This is a genomic window from Limosilactobacillus secundus (assembly GCF_020784695.1).
GTDB classification, from domain to species: Bacteria; Bacillota; Bacilli; order Lactobacillales; family Lactobacillaceae; genus Limosilactobacillus; species Limosilactobacillus reuteri_F.
This window is the reverse complement of sequence record NZ_JAJGUA010000042.1, coordinates 86,704-102,756: the sequence shown is the minus strand read 5'-3', so window position 1 is coordinate 102,756 and position 16,053 is coordinate 86,704. Positions and strand designations below refer to the sequence as shown.

13 protein-coding genes are annotated in these 16,053 nt (G+C 37.7%); 5 read left to right on the top strand and 8 right to left on the bottom strand.

The window, feature by feature from the left end:
* From tnpA to LMB57_RS08065, 6 genes are all read right to left on the bottom strand, one after another.
* A partial coding sequence (tnpA, locus tag LMB57_RS08090) for an IS200/IS605 family transposase (RefSeq protein ID WP_229278037.1) occupies positions 1 to 283 on the bottom strand: 283 nt, incomplete at its 3' end.
* Between the two features lie 211 nt (positions 284 to 494).
* Positions 495 to 2,477 carry an ABC transporter ATP-binding protein/permease gene (locus tag LMB57_RS08085; RefSeq protein WP_229271542.1) on the bottom strand — a complete coding sequence of 661 codons (1,983 nt, stop codon included), beginning with the start codon at positions 2,475 to 2,477 and terminating at the stop codon, positions 495 to 497.
* A 97-nt stretch (positions 2,478 to 2,574) separates the two neighbouring features.
* Positions 2,575 to 3,264: an ABC transporter ATP-binding protein gene (locus tag LMB57_RS08080; RefSeq protein ID WP_229271543.1), complete on the bottom strand. Its 690-nt coding sequence runs from the start codon at positions 3,262 to 3,264 to the stop codon at positions 2,575 to 2,577.
* A 17-nt stretch (positions 3,265 to 3,281) separates the two neighbouring features.
* On the bottom strand, positions 3,282 to 4,340 hold the full coding sequence (locus tag LMB57_RS08075) for an ABC transporter permease (protein ID WP_229271544.1): 1,059 nt from the start codon (positions 4,338 to 4,340) through the stop codon (positions 3,282 to 3,284).
* Positions 4,341 to 4,350: 10 nt separating this feature from the next.
* Positions 4,351 to 4,863 carry a TetR/AcrR family transcriptional regulator gene (locus LMB57_RS08070; protein ID WP_229271545.1) on the bottom strand — a complete coding sequence of 171 codons (513 nt, stop codon included), beginning with the start codon at positions 4,861 to 4,863 and terminating at the stop codon, positions 4,351 to 4,353.
* Between the two features lie 265 nt (positions 4,864 to 5,128).
* The gene (locus LMB57_RS08065; protein WP_003665087.1) at positions 5,129 to 6,139 is read right to left on the bottom strand and encodes a zinc-dependent alcohol dehydrogenase family protein; all 1,011 of its coding nucleotides are present in this window, start codon (positions 6,137 to 6,139) and stop codon (positions 5,129 to 5,131) included.
* Positions 6,140 to 6,662: 523 nt separating this feature from the next.
* On the opposite strand from LMB57_RS08065, the gene LMB57_RS08060 reads away from it, so the two are divergent.
* The 4 genes from LMB57_RS08060 to LMB57_RS09850 all read left to right on the top strand — a co-directional run bounded on the left by LMB57_RS08060 (position 6,663) and on the right by LMB57_RS09850 (position 11,802).
* Positions 6,663 to 8,303 carry an Nramp family divalent metal transporter gene (locus tag LMB57_RS08060; protein ID WP_229271546.1) on the top strand — a complete coding sequence of 547 codons (1,641 nt, stop codon included), beginning with the start codon at positions 6,663 to 6,665 and terminating at the stop codon, positions 8,301 to 8,303.
* 264 nt (positions 8,304 to 8,567) lie between these two features.
* Complete coding sequence (locus LMB57_RS08055) at positions 8,568 to 9,275, top strand: hypothetical protein (protein WP_267493664.1); 708 nt, start codon at positions 8,568 to 8,570, stop codon at positions 9,273 to 9,275.
* A 327-nt stretch (positions 9,276 to 9,602) separates the two neighbouring features.
* A complete protein-coding gene (thrS, locus tag LMB57_RS08050) occupies positions 9,603 to 11,408 on the top strand; it encodes a threonine--tRNA ligase (RefSeq protein ID WP_229271548.1) in 1,806 nt (601 codons plus the stop codon).
* 259 nt (positions 11,409 to 11,667) lie between these two features.
* Positions 11,668 to 11,802, top strand: coding sequence for a hypothetical protein (locus tag LMB57_RS09850; RefSeq protein WP_267493665.1), 135 nt, complete (start codon positions 11,668 to 11,670; stop codon positions 11,800 to 11,802).
* Positions 11,803 to 11,844: 42 nt separating this feature from the next.
* Here LMB57_RS09850 and LMB57_RS08045 read toward each other — a convergent pair whose 3' ends face one another.
* Both LMB57_RS08045 and LMB57_RS08040 read right to left on the bottom strand, forming a co-directional pair.
* Positions 11,845 to 13,089, bottom strand: a complete 1,245-nt coding sequence (locus tag LMB57_RS08045; RefSeq protein WP_229271549.1) for an MFS transporter — start codon at positions 13,087 to 13,089, stop codon at positions 11,845 to 11,847.
* 9 nt (positions 13,090 to 13,098) lie between these two features.
* Positions 13,099 to 14,391 (bottom strand): alkaline phosphatase family protein, encoded by a 1,293-nt coding sequence (locus LMB57_RS08040; RefSeq protein ID WP_229271550.1) that lies wholly within the window; start codon positions 14,389 to 14,391, stop codon positions 13,099 to 13,101.
* A 247-nt stretch (positions 14,392 to 14,638) separates the two neighbouring features.
* Between LMB57_RS08040 and LMB57_RS08035 the strand changes: the two genes are divergently transcribed.
* On the top strand, positions 14,639 to 16,015 hold the full coding sequence (locus LMB57_RS08035) for an APC family permease (RefSeq protein ID WP_229271551.1): 1,377 nt from the start codon (positions 14,639 to 14,641) through the stop codon (positions 16,013 to 16,015).
* Positions 16,016 to 16,053 lie beyond the last annotated feature (38 nt).

Below are 16,053 nucleotides of genomic sequence, written 5' to 3'. Positions count from 1 at the left end.
CATGTCGATCAAACATCATTAATGCACTTTTCCCTTTTAAGTATCCCATAAACTGCGATACACTTAGCTTCGGCGGAATACTTACTAACAAGTGCACATGATCTGGCATCATATGACCTTCAATTATTTCTACTCCCTTATATTTGCACAATAAACGAATATAATCTCTTAGGTCTCTTCGGTATTGATTGAAGATCGCTTTACGTCTATACTTTGGTATGAATACGATGTGGTACTTACATAACCACTTCGTATGGGCTAAGCTATTTAATTTATTAGTCATATTTATATAACCTCTTTTCCCTTATTGACTTTGGCTTGAACACCTACATCTTAAGGCAAAAGAGGCCTTTTTATATAATTTTTATCGCCCACCCGCATAGCAGGTGGTTTTTTGTTTCGTGCACTCGCTCTGCTCGCGCACTCAACCAGGCCTAAAGACATTAACAAAAAAAAGCAACAACTCTAGCTATAGGAAAGTTGTTGCTTTTTAACTAATCTGCAGCTAATGCATCAATTGGATTAAGGTTTGCCGCCCGACGTGCAGGAAACAATGCAGCAATAAACGAAATTACAACTGCAATTACAATCGCAAAGATTACATTTCCAACAGTAATTTGCACAATATTATATTTAATCAAGCCATACAGAGCGTGGTTAATAATAACCGTTACAACTGCAACAATTAGCAGTGCAAGAATCGCTGAAAACAATCCGATAAAGACAGATTCAGACGTAAATAAGCGACGAATATCTTTCTTTCGCTCACCAAGGGCTCGCAAAATCCCGATTTCTTTTGTCCGTTCTGAAACCGACATGTACATTGTCACAATAATCATTAATGCGGACACAAGTAATGAAATTCCAGCGATTGAAGCAAGAACCGTAGAAGCAAGACTAACATAAGTATTAACAGTTTTAAGGATCGAACCAACTGTAACTGCTCCTAACACCCGTTTGTTATTACTACCACGAAGATTATCGATCTTATTCGCTACTCCTTGAACATTGTCAAGATTTGTTACATTAACAGTTGCAAAGTTAGGAGCAGTAGAGGCGTTCGCTTTTTGAAGCAATGCACGCATAGTGGAATAAGTAATTAAAGTCCCAGCAGTTGCTCCTTCTGTAATACCCGCTACCTTGAAGTTGCCAGAAACGGGAACTGGATTATTGTTGTCATTTATCCATGTAAATGAAAGATGGATAGTTTTACCAACCATTTGTTTATAATTTTTGGCACTTGATAATTGAATTGCTTGTTGTTTTGTAAGAACGATTTCACCATTCTTGGGTTTATGCCCCTCCTTGATTGAATCACTAGTAATTGCCTTACTCCATGTACTTAGTGAAGTTCCACTTTGTTTTTTTCCATTATAATTAAGCTGAAAGGCACTCACCATAATTCCCGGTTGAACAGACGACACATTATTAAGCTTTCGTAACCGATCAAGATTATGATCACTAATCGTCATTGATTGGGGATTAGCCGCCATCGTTTGTCCTAATGATGATTGAATTTGTTCCTGGGTCATCTTCTTACCGGTTGTATTTTTAAATACGGTAATTGCCTGCGGGTTGGCAAGAGAATTAATCTGGTTTTGAATGTAACCATTTATCCCATTACCTAATCCACTAAATAAGAGTACCGCAAAGATACCAATTGCGGTTCCAAGCATAATTAACGAATTGCGCCAAAAGTTATAGATCAAATGTTTAAAAGCCGTTCGATAGCTCGCCATCGCCGGTAAAACTCGTGGAGTAATCTCTGTTGGGTCTTCCGGAATCGGATAAGCAGGACGCAACCTTTCGTCCCCATCGATTTTTCCATCGATCAAATGAACAATTCGTGTCCCATTATTCGCTACTTCCTGAGAGTGAGTAACAGCGATCACTAATTTCCCATCTCGAGCAATCTTGTCTAATAATGCTAATACTTCTTTTGTATTCTGCGCATCTAAGGCTCCTGTAGGTTCATCAGCAATAATAATTTGCGGGTCACTTGCCAATGCACGAGCAATCGCTACCCGTTGCTTTTGCCCTCCTGACAAATGGTTCGGATGCTTTTTTACTTGTTCACTTAAGCCAACCTTATCCAAGAGTTCCAATGCACGTTTCCGGCGTTCTTCCTTAGTCAAAGTTGTCATATCCAACGCGACCAAAACATTATCCAGCACCGTCAAGTGAGAAATTAAGTTATAGGACTGATAGATATAACCCACCGTCGCGCGCCGATAACTATCTAGTTGCTTTTCCTTTCTATGGTCAAGGATTTTGTCATTTACGAGGACTTCACCTTCAAAGTTACGATCAAGGCCGCCGATGATATTCATTAAAGTGGACTTTCCACCACCTGATTCACCAAGGATGGACACAAATTCTCCCCGATCAAACTGTAAGTTAATTCCCTTAAGAACTGGGAATTCCTCTTTGTCAATATAATATGATTTATATATGTTTTTTAATTCTAAAAAAGCCATTGCATCCTCCCCCTTTCCTATTTATTTAGTTCGCTTATTATAGCAAGGTTCGTGATGAAAAAGGCTTGTTTCTAATATTTCTTTAACATTATTTATATTATTGATCTGAGGGATTTTTACTTAATGTAAGCTTCCCATCAGCTAACTCGTAGACATTATCTGCATATTCACGCAAACGTAAATCATGGGTTACAGCAATCACTGCTTTCCCCCTCTTTTTAGCCAGTTCCTGAAATAATTGCCCTACTGTCTTTACTAAATTACTATCTAAGGCCGCTGTTGGTTCATCTGCAAGAATTATCTCAGGGTTGGTATATAGAGCACGCGCGATCGCTACTCGCTGGTTTTGACCTCCCGACAATTCAGAAGGGTATTGCTTGAGCAGTTTTTTTATCGCAAGCTTTTCCAACAGTTCATCAAAAGCTGTCGATGAAATATTACCGCTCTTCTTTATACGATCAACAAGTTTAAATTGATCAGCCACATTTAGATAGGGTAGTAAGTTATACGACTGAAGAATAAAGCCAATTTTCTGCAAGCGCAGTTCATCACGTTTTTTAGAAGATAACTTTTCAATATCAATTCCATCAATTAACACTTTTCCTGAAGTAGGTGTTTGCAAACCGCCTGCAATTGTTAAAAAGGTACTCTTTCCTGATCCAGAAGGTCCTAAAACCAAATTCAGTTCTCCCGCTTTAGCAGAAAAATTAACATCTTTAAGAACATGAACACGGCTAATTCCTTCGCCGTAATATTTGTTAACGTCTACTAACTTCAATTTTGACATAACATTACCTCCCCATCTTAATTTAAGGCCTGTACCGGGTCAATTTTAATAATCATTCGCACTGGTAATAATGAGCCAATCATTCCAAGAACTATTAACCCTGTTGCCATTAAACTAATTAGTGGCCAATTCATAATAACTGGTACTGACATTGGAATTGCTACACTCGTAAGAAGGGTTAAAAGAATTCCTCCTATTACACCACTAATCATTAGGAAAATTGATTGAGTAACTGTTGCAAGAATTAAGTGCCGCGCAGGAATTCCTTGAGCGCGCATAACTGCATAATGACTTATTTTTTGCATAGTCAGAATATATAAGAAGACCGCAATTACAATTAACGAAATTATCATTAAAAAGCCAATCATAAAAGTGAACGTATTATTTTGTGCTGAGTATCCCGGTAACTTATTAATATATTCGTTAACAGTATAGTGTTGAAGACCAGGGTAGGTACTCTTGCTAAGCTTATGGTCAGAAAAAAGCCCGCTAGCAACGGCTGAATTATTTAATCCTCTCAAATCTCGCCAAACCGGCAAACTGCCATATATTACAGGTGCAACGCTAAATTTAGCATCATTAACAAAGCCAACAATCTTATATTTCTCATTTTGAGAATTGATTGTTACTCGATCTCCTAAATGATATCCCTTTTTGCTTAAACTCTTGTCAACAACAATTTCGTTATTTCCCTTGGCTTGACGACCACTCGTGATTTTAATCTTTTCCCGGGAAATAAATTGGTCAGGATCTATACCAATAAATTGAGCATTTTCTTTACTTGCTCCTTTTTCTTTAAGAACTACTGGCGCTTGACCAACAAGTGCAACATTCTTTTGATCCTTATCTGGTAGTTGGTTGCGCGTAATGATTGATTGTCCGAGATTATCATTACTATTTTTATTTAGAAAAACAGTTTCCGTTCCCCATTCTTTAATGACAGCATCATTTTCATTTTGAAGTCCCAACATCATCCCCATTAAGAAAAACATTAGGTAACTAATCAAAACAATCATGGCAACAATTAATCCATAATGCAGTTTCTCATGTTTCATTTCTTTTAGTGCTAAAAACATATTCTACCTCCTACTGCAATAATGCAGTCAATACCTTGGACAGCCGTTCAATTGCTTCATCTTGTTTGTTAGGTTGAAGAAGGCAATCCTTAATTGTTTCATGACTCAAAACCATTACACTCCATTCTTGAGCACTATGAATCTTAATTTGCGGGCGCGTATTATCACGTAATAATCCTTCATTTGTTTGAAAGTGTAAGCGCATAAAATCACGGTACTTGCTTCCGTTGATTTCATCTACAAAAGCTTTAATCTGATTAATATAATCACTCGCAGCTAAAATGTGATTAACACGTGTAATTGGTGTATGAATTTCTAAAATTGCTACTTGATAAAGATACTGATAGGCCTCCGTTAAATCTGTAAAATACTTATAAAATGCTCCTCTAGCGATTCCAGCTTGCTTTACAATCCGTGCAACTTGAGCATTCGCTAAACTATGTTGACTAAACTCTGTTAATAGTGCATTAGTAATAAGTTCTTTTTTCTGTAGATTTAAATTTTCAAATGTTGTACTTGGCATCTTAATTCCTCCACCATGTTGTAACACCGTGTCACTATGAATGTAATTTATACATTATCACCAAAGTGACACCATGTCAATTATTAAACAATAAATTATGATGCTGCTATTTCTGCAAACTTTGCGATTATAGGGCTTGACCTAAATTTAATTTAACTGCTAATTACATATTTACTTACGGATGAAATGAGGTATAAAAAAAGCGAGACGAAAAATTTATTTCGTCTCGCTTTTAATATATTTAAGTTTTTGTCTTAATCTAGAATTAAGCTTCTTCGCCGCCAACTTTAACAACAGCTTTGGAAACCTTACCTAACTTACCACTAACAAAGTCTTCAACACCATCAAGATCTAATTCGTGTGAGAAGAGTGGTAGTGGGTCAACAACACCAGAAGAAAGAAGTGCAATTGAGTCTTCAAAAGTGTAAGGGTTAATGAAGGCCCCTTGAATTGTAAGTTGCTTTTGGAATACATCGTAAGTGTTTACTGAGAACTTGTCATCAGGGTTACCAACACCAAACATTAATACTTGAGCACCACGAGCTGCAGCTGCAAGTGCTTGTTCTTGAGTAGCTGGCAAACCAACCGCTTCAACAACGATGTCATATGCATCAGCAGGAATTTCTTCCTTAGTAGTGTTGATAGTCTTAACGCCGAAGTGCTTCCGGTTGTTTTCCAACTTTTCATCTGAACGACCAGCTAAAGTAACTTCGTGAATACCACGAGCCTTCAAGATTTGTGCAAATAATTGACCTTCAAAACCATCACCTAATACTAAAGCCTTTTGGTATGGGTGAGTTTCAAGTAAGTCAACACCGTGCATTGCACATGAAATTGGTTCAACAACTGCAGCTGCCTTTAATGAAACATCATCAGGAATTGGGTAAACCACCTTTGCAGGAGCAGTAAAGTATTCTTCAAAACCACCGTTACGGGTAACACCAACAGCATCAAGGTGTTCACATAATTCTGGGCGTTGAGTCCGACAGTACTTACATTGGCCACAGTAGATGTTAGGGTCAACAGTTACACGATCTCCCGGCTTAACGTTAGTAACTTCTGAACCAACTTTTGTAACTACCCCTGAGTTTTCATGACCTAAAACAATAGGAGGAACAGCTGATGCAGATCCTGGAAGACCGGCATAAAGTGCTTTATCAGTACCACAAATACCAGCGTAGGCAGTATGAATCAAGACTTCATCAGGCTTGATTTCAGGTTCTTTAATATCTTCAATTTCGAGTTGCTTTTTACCTGTTAAAACAAGTGCCTTCATAATTAAAATACCTCTCTTGTGAATTTAATCATTTGTCAAGTGATAGTATAGTGTGAAAACGCCTTAATTGTCAAACGTCCAACAATTATCTCACATTCTTTTCGCCATCATAAAACGTTAAACTCAGTAAATCCGAACCTAAACAAATCCCGTTATATCAGCATTTTTTAAAAAAGTGCAATTTTTAAATATTTTTTTCTTCACTAAGTTTAAACAGATTTTTTACTAGTACATAAATGGTTTTACTACTATTTTTTCGATTACATAATTTCACAAGGCTTGTTATCCTATTTAGCGTTTTATACCAAGAAATAAAATATTTCCTCATAACAAAGTAATAAATTCTAAATTTATATAGAAAATTTCTTTGTCTTTCAGAAAGCGCTTAACTACCATTAGGTACGCCAAAACTTATCTCCAACCATTCCTCAAGATCGTCTAAACTGCTGTTATAACGGCGATTTTCCATTGCGGGATATATTTTTTTATGTTACCCTAACAAAGTATTCGAACTAAGTTAATTATGATTTCCAATCTAATTAACAAAACTCAAACGAAAGGTGGATTTGGCGTGGACGACACAAAAAATCAACACCGTAAGCATAAATTAATTGAGTATGCAAACGGTAAATCACTAGAGGAAATTAACGGAACAGTTGAAGTTCCTCGTGGAAAAGGTTTCTGGCGAACATTATTCGCTTACTCTGGTCCCGGCGCATTAGTTGCGGTAGGTTACATGGATCCAGGTAACTGGTCAACTTCAATTACTGGTGGACAGAGCTTCCAATATACCTTAATGACTACTATCTTGATTTCAAGTTTGATTGCGATGTTACTTCAATACATGGCGGCTAAACTCGGAATCGTGAGCCAAATGGACCTTGCTCAGGCAACACGGGCACGTACCGGTAAAGCATTAGGTATCATCTTATGGATTATGACTGAGTTAGCGATCATGGCAACTGATATTGCTGAAGTTATCGGTGCTGCCATCGCGTTAAACTTATTATTCCACATTCCGTTAATTCCATCTGTATTTATTACTGTTCTTGATGTTTTAGTATTGCTATTGTTAACCAAGATTGGGTTCCGGAAAATTGAAGCCATTGTTGCATGTTTAATTTTAGTAATTCTATTTGTTTTTGCTTATCAAGTTGCCCTCTCTAATCCTAATTGGGGTGGTGTATTTATGGGTCTTCTTCCATCTGCAAAAGCAATTGCTCAACATCCAGAAATTGGTGGCATCACTCCATTAACTGGTACATTAGGTATCATCGGTGCGACTGTTATGCCTCACAATTTATACCTTCACTCAGCTATTTCTCAGACTCGGAAGATCGACCATAATGATCTTGATAGTATCCGTCAAACAGTTCGTTTTACTACTTGGGATTCAAACATCCAACTATCCCTTGCATTTATCGTTAATTCCCTTCTTTTAATTATGGGGGTTGCTGTTTTCAAGACTGGCGCTGTTCAAGATAGTTCTTTCTTCGGTCTATATGATGCCTTAAACAATACTTCAATGCTTAGTAATCCAGTTTTAATCGCTGTCGCTAAATCAGGTGTACTATCCACTTTATTTGCGGTTGCATTACTTGCTTCTGGGCAAAATTCAACAATCACAGGAACCTTAACTGGTCAAGTTATCATGGAAGGTTTCATTCACATGCGTATGCCTTTATGGGCACGACGGTTAGTTACGCGAATTATTTCCGTTATTCCGGTTATCGCATGTGTTGCCATGACCAGCGGTGAAAATACTATCCAACAACACACCGCATTGAACCTTTTAATGGAAAATTCACAGGTGTTCTTAGCTTTTGCCCTTCCGTTCTCCATGTTGCCATTATTAATGATGACTAACAGTGAAGTTGAAATGGGTGAATTTAAGAATAGCGGCTGGGTTAAAGTTTGCGGTTGGATCTCTGTAATCGCTCTTACCTTCCTAAATCTCTACAACCTTCCTGCAACTTATGAAGGTTTTGGCATTTGGTCAAAAGGGACATCTGATGTTCTCGCATATATCACGATTATTGTTATTCTTGCTCTTCTTATTTGGACTTGTATTGAACTCTATAAAGGGGATAAGCGCTTTGCTGCTGAAGGTAAAGGATTTGGGCAACGTGAAGCTCAAATGGGAAATTCAGCTTTAGAAGATTAAAATAAAAACTGGAAGTAAATTTCCAGTTTTTTATTTTCGTAATAGTTCTTTCACACAATGTTCATACTTCAACGGTATAGTATAGACAATCCCTAATATAAATAAACCCCTATTTTTCTTCTATACTATCCCCCTCAAAATAGCTATGAAGAAACACGAAAAGTGGTCGGCCCATAATGAGTCGACCATTTTTTAATACATCTAGGCTCACCATGGTATAATAAGGAACTAGATATATTACTCATTAAGCATGAGGTGAAATCATTGAATAATAAAGATAACAATCAAAATAATAAACGTCGACCGACACGCGTTGAGTTATACGACACTCCTAAGCCAGGTGAAGAAAAGAAAAAACGATCCTTCTTTAGTCGTAAGCCAAAACAACCTACTCCTAGTCATAAACATAAATCAGCAACTTCTAAAAAAACAAATACTAAGAAAAAGAACCCTTATGGTATTTCGCGACGGATGTTTAAGGTTATCCTTGGTTGCCTATTAGTTGTTTTAATCGCAACAATTGTTATTTTCCTTGTTAAACAACAAGACCCTGTTAATGTCGATACCAATGATACTACTGTTTCTACAAGTACGTCTTCACATAAAAAGAAACATAAAAAGAGTAGCAGCAGTCATAAGCATCGTTCTAGTTCTACCAGTACTAATGCCAGTGATGATGTCCAGGAATCGTACAGTATACCATCAGCAACACATTCGAATAATAGCAATACCACCCAAAATAATCACCCAACTAGTCAGCATACTACTACTGAATCATCATCCACTCCACAACAATCCAATAATCAGCCATCTCAAGATGAACACCATGATCAAGGCAACAGCCAACAACAATCCACTTCACAACCAGCAAGTAACAGTTCTGGATCACAATCCAGTCAAGGTTCGCAAAGTACTAATTCTCAATCGACGGTACAACCAGTTCAACCCCACTCTCAAAATAATAATCACTAATTTGAGATAAAGGGTTGTCAATTGAAGTGGGCGTGCTATAATCAAGACAATTGATTGAAGGATATGCACTTTCAAAATTCTCTGCAGAGAGCGAGTGCCTTGAGTGGAAGCACTTGTGAGTGATGCTGATTGTTGTACCACCTTCCCTTATTATTAGCCGACATAAGGCTAGTCGGATCGTGTCCGTTACCGCACCTTAGAGAGGACATTACTAGTGTGTCCTAAAGATGGGTGGAACCACGCTAATTTTTGTTAATTAACGTCCCTGATACTTCTAACACCAGAAGTATCAGGGACGTTTTTATTTATATTAAAGGAGAGATTTCTATGGCTCAGGTTGCTGTTATGTCCCCAGATGGATCAGTTAAAAAGATCGATCGGGATTCGCAAGAAGGTTTAGAAGCATTACGTAAACTTTCTGCGTTAATGTTAAAGGCTGCATTAAAACAAGAATTTAAGGGTATTCGACTTGGTGAAGCTGTCGCTGACGAAGATGGTTTCCACGTTGATTCTGATAAAGACAATCAACAAGTTTCTGCTGACGAATTACCAGCTCTTGAAGATGTAATCAAGGGAATGGCAAAGAACGATGTTAAGGTAGAATTTGTTGAAGTACCTGTTGAAGAGGCTCTTGCTGAGGTAAAAGATGATCGTTTCTCTACTGAATTGATCAATGAAAACGCTAAAGACGGTAAAGTAGCAATGTATCAACTTGGCGATGTTAAATCCGTTGCAGATGATGACATTCTTCTGTACGGTAATGTTGTTAAGAACTTACGCCTTCTTTCTGTTGCTGGTGCTTACTGGAAGGGAATGTCCTCTAATCCTATGCTTCAACGGATTTACGGAACTGTTTTCTACAAGAAAGACGCATTAGAAGAAGATTTAAAGAAACGGCAAGAAGCTAAGGAACGTGACCACCGTGTTATCGGTAACCAACTTGATCTCTTCTTTGTTGATCCTAAGGTTGGTGCCGGTTTACCATACTGGTTACCAAAAGGTGCTACTATTCGCCGGACCATCGAACGTTACATCATTGACCGGGAAGTTGCCGATGGTTACCAACACGTTTATACTCCAGTCCTAATGAATCTTGATGCCTACAAGACTTCTGGTCACTGGGAACACTACCGCGACGATATGTTCCCACCAATGGACATGGGTGATGGTGAAATGCTTGAATTACGGCCAATGAACTGCCCAAGTCATATTCAAGTTTACAAGCACCATATTCGTTCATACCGGGATCTCCCATTACGGATTGCGGAACTTGGTATGATGCACCGTTATGAAAAATCAGGTGCTCTTTCTGGCCTTCAACGGGTTCGTGAAATGACTTTGAACGATGGACACACCTTCGTTACCCTTGACCAAATTCGTTCTGAATTTGCGAAGATTTTGAAGTTGATCATGAGCGTTTACGAAGACTTTGATATTACCGATTATAGCTTCCGTCTTTCTCTTCGTGACCCTAAGAATGTTAAGAAGTACTATGCTAATGACGAAATGTGGGAAAAGTCGCAATCAATGTTGAAGTCAGCAATGGACGACCTTAACCTTGATTATTATGAAGCAGAAGGTGAAGCTGCCTTCTATGGTCCAAAACTTGATATTCAAACTAAGACTGCTCTTGGAAATGACGAAACAATGTCAACTATTCAACTTGACTTTATGCTTCCAGAACGATTCGGTCTTTCCTACGTTGGTCAAGACGGTAAAGAACATCAACCAGTTATGATTCACCGGGGTGTTGTTGGAACAATGGAACGGTTCATGGCTTACTTAACAGAAATTTACAAGGGTGCATTCCCAACTTGGTTAGCTCCAGAGCAAGTTCATATCATCCCTGTTAACGAAGAAGCCCATGGTGAATACGCAGATAATCTTGCTAAGAAGATGAAGGCTGCTAATATCCGTGTTAATGTTGACCACCGAAACGAAAAGATGGGCTACAAGATTCGTGAAGCTCAAACACAAAAGGTTCCATACACTCTTGTTGTTGGGGACGATGAAAAGAATAATAATGGTGTATCTGTTCGTAAGTACGGTGAAAAGGAACAAAACGAAATGAGTCAAGAAGCATTTATGAATGAAATTCTTGAAGATATTGCTTCTTACTCCCGTGAAAAGTAATTAAAACTAAAAATGGCTTTATCACAACTTTGTGAAAGTCATTTTTTTATTTTAAATTTTATAAAAGTGAAATTTTTAGCATAACTTTAACCGTCAAAAATAAACCGTTTTCGAAGTGTTCGTGAAGTTTTGGACAACCTAAAATTAGTGATTGACACTATTGATCAATGGTTTTATAGTAGTAAACGCTCGCTTCTGAGCCACTAAATATAATAATTAATCATAAAAACAAAAACTATTTATTTTGGAGGTATAAGATATGTCTACGATGAACGATTTATTTAAAGCAATGGGTAAAGCTACTGAAGAACGTCACGCTAGCGGCCTTTCATTTGAAGCTAAGACTGATACACCTGCCGGTATCGGTCAAGGTATCCTTAACGTTCGCAAGTAATTTTAAAAGGTCATGATTAGGAATCTTCCGATCATGACCTTTTTATTTATTCTTAATAGCTGAAGCAAATATAAACATAACGAACCCAAGGGCAAATAGAATACTTAATGAAGCTGCACCAACTGTCGATTTACCAGTCCATTGAGTAACGATTCCGACAATAAAGGGACCGAGAATTGCGGAAAACTTCCCAAGAATATTATAAAAGCCAAAAAATTCACTACTGTCATTCTTGGGAACAAGGCGGCCGAAGTATGATCTACTAAGTGCTTGAAGTCCACCTTGGCTTGTCCCAACTAAAATCGCTAAAATCCAAAAATCAATTAAAGTCTGTAACCGCAAAGCATAGAGACAGATAAAGAAATAAATTACAATTCCCAAAATAATAATACGTCGAGTTGAAAACTTATTGGCAAGCCAACCATATAAAATTGAAAATGGAACAGCAATTAACTGAACTACTAATAAAACCACCATTAGCATCGTTGTTTGAATCCCGAGGTCTTTACCAATAACTGTTGCCATCGTAAAGATTGTATCGACCCCATCAATATAGAAGAAGTAAGCAATTAAAAACCATGTCAGCTGCTTATATTGATTAATATGATGCAAGGTTATTCTCAGACGGCGCAAACTATCAACAAAAGGATTTGCCGCACTGTTGACGCTATAACGTTGATGCCCATTTTTTAATAATGGCCATGCAAAAATAATCCACCAAATTGCAGCCAAAATAAAACTAAATCGGGCTACACCATAGCTACTTAAGAGACCACCAAAGCCTTTACTTAGTTCTGCTACTAAAAAGATAATAAAGGCGACGACTCCTCCTAAGTAGCCCATTCCATAACCAGTCGATGAAACACGATCCATTTGCTTATCATCGGCTACATCTGTTAAGAAACTGTCATAAAATAGATTTCCTCCTGAGTAGCCAATGATTGACCCAATATAAACAATTAACAGTAATTGCCAGTACTTAGTTGGAACAAGAACAAGTCCAATTGTCAATATAATCCCCAACCAGGTAAAAAGATTAAGCCAGCGTTTTTTTGCATGAGGATAATCAGCCAAGGCTCCTAATAAAGGTGCAAGCAATGAAATAACAAGCGTCCCAAAACTATTTGCGTATCCCCACAGCGCTGTCGAGTTTGCTGCACTAACACCGGCATGATCAGCTACTGCTTTGAAATAAACTGGTAAAACAGCAGTCACAACTAAAATTCCATAACCAGAATTTGCCCAATCATAAAAAATCCATTGCCATTGTTGTTTTGTAAACCTCACAATGTCACCTCAGTCTTTAAAGATTGCATCAATTACTTGTCCAGCAGTTGCAGTCGGATAATGTAATCCTAATAATTTAGCAAATGTCGGTCCTTCGTCAACCAGGTGAGCATTTTCAATAGTCGCACCACCTTTGATTTGTGGGCCAGCAAAAATAGCGGTAGTAAAGTAATTTGCTTGTGTTGGCCCATAACCATGGACTCCACGATATCGATCATGGGTTCCAATCGATTCTGGATCAACTTTTTCGACAATTGCTGGTCTGTTTACCTCATCAGTAAAATAATATCCCGGCTTAGCTTCAACTAAAAACGTACATTTAGGATCTGCACCCCGTTTAATTGCCGCTGCGTTATCATAGATTTGCTTAACTCCTTCAACACCAGCTATCATTTGCTTAAGCTTTCCTCGATCTACGGCACCACGAGTATAAATATAAGTTTCTCCATCGCAAGTTTTAGCAGTGACTTGCCAGTTATTTCGATAAGTACTTTTCTTTCCAAGAGGGTGAAGAAGTCCTTGTTGCGCAAATAACATATTCAAATGAATCATCTTATCAACATTAATTTGATAGTGGTCTCCTAAAATTACAAAGTCTGTTTGCGCATAAGTACCAGCATCTTTTGCCGCTTGAATTATCCTAACTACGCGTTTATCTAGACGCTGTAATGCTGCTTTAGCTTGTGATGAGCGAACCCCATAACGGTGACGCATACTATCCATATCAACTAGGTGAATCAAGGTTAAGTCGGGTTTCTTATTCTTAATCGTATCAACCGCACAGGCTGTTACAAAATCATCAAGCCACGGCTGCTTAATCCCGTGACGTAATTTACCGTATTTTTTATTCATTTCATATAGAAATAACGGACTACTTGCCTTTAACGAAACAAGTACTTGATTTGTCCAAATTCGATTAGGGAAAATTTCTGCAAGGTTATAATCAATCTTACTACCAGCAGTCACAGGCCACAAAAATGCAGCCGTTGTTAAGCCTTGTTCTTTTGCAACATCATAGAGGGGTATCGATTGAATATCTTTTCGATACCAGAACCAGTCAGGCGATTGCCGGCGCGGCTGCAATTTAGTATTGTTAACAATTCCATGGACGGCCGGATACTGACCAGTAATAATCGAAGTATGGGATGGATAAGTTAGCGTTGGAAAGATTCCTTCAACTTTTTTAACCCATGTTCCTTGTTCTATTAAATTTGCTAATGTTGGCGTTAATTGACGCAATTCGTTTAGGTCACGAAAACCTAATGAATCTAGCGAAATAACAATTAGCTTATGCTGTTTCATCAGTTCATCTGCTTTCTTTTCAAACTCATTAGCTATTTTAAAATAAATCATTGTTAATAACTAGTTTTGAAAGAAATTATCAAAAATCACCTTCATCGTAAGCATTAAAATTTGTATAAAAGAACGGTTAGGCGATATTGGTGGGCCGTAGATTCCCAATAAGTTTTAAAGCGAAATTTGATTCACAGCAATTTTTAATGTAAAATTAAGTTTCAGTTTTCAGTATTTTACGAAAGGAATCATAATCATGCAAAATCAGTTACCTAAGGGAAAAGAGCATGAGAAGACTCTCGGTCTCTTCGACCTTTCTATTCTAGGTATTGGCGCAATCATCGGAACTGGAATTTTAGTTTTAACTGGAATTGTCGCCGCGGAAGATTCAGGTCCAGCAATTGTTTTCTCTTTTCTGATTGCTGCTCTTGCTAGTGGTTTAATTGGTCTTTGTTATTCAGAATTAACCACTAGTTTACCCAATTCAGGAAGTGCCTTTTACTACGCGTGGGTTTCAATTGGTAAATTTATGGCGTTCCTTGCTGGGTGGACGCTGATTGGAGTCTACGTTACTACAACTGCTACCGTAGCCAATGGTTGGACTGGATATGTGCAATCGTTCCTAGAAGTCCTTGGAGTTAATTTACCACATAAATTACTGGTTACTCCTGCAGCTGGTGGTTATGTAAATCTCCCTGCTGTCTTGATGATCCTTTTTATGACAATTATCCTGACACGTGGAACTAGTGAAAGTAAACTTGTTAATAATTTCTTAGTTGGTGTCAAAATTTTTATTATTATTCTATTTATCGTTGTCAGTGCTCAACATATTAATCCAGCTAACTGGCACCCATTTTTACCATATGGTTACAAAGGAATTTTCACAGGGGCATCTGCTGTCTTCTTCTCTTTCTTAGGATTTGATGCATTAGCTACTTCTGCTGAAGATGCTAAAGATGTTGATAAAAATATTCCCCGGGCAATAATTTTATGTTTAGTTATTTCAACTGCCCTCTATATCTTAGTTAGTCTTGTTATGACGGGAGTTCTAAGCTATAAAGATTTGAATGTCTCTGAAGCCATGTCGTATGTTCTTTTAGCTAAAGGTCATAAATACGTGGCTGAGATTGTTTCACTGGGGGCTGTTTTAGGAATTATGGCTGTCGTCTTCGCATTCATCTATGCTGGCTCAAATATCATGAAGTCAATGAGTCGAAGTGCCTTTCTTCCTCAAGGCCTCGCTAAAGTTAATAGCAAAACTCAAAGTCCTAATCGTGCTATTTGGTTAGTCGGGCTACTTGCAGCTATCCTGGCTGGAGAATTTGATCTCCATTATCTTGCATTAATTGCCAATATTGGATCATTGGTTGTCTTTGCTTTAATTTCGCTTATCGTAATTATTTTACGGTACCGTTATCCAGAATTAAAACGACCATTTAAGGTACCCTTTGGCAACATTATTCCTGTTTTATCAGTCTTGATCTGTATTGTTTTATTAGTAAGCATCTCACTTAATGCTTGGTTAACATATTTATTATGGTTGGTAGTCGGATTAGGAGTGTACTTCTGCTATTCTCTTCGTCATGCCAACGAATTTAACTTCCAAGATGAAAGTGATATCCCAGGTAATTAAAATCTATTTCTAAATTATGATAGACCTCTACATTAATC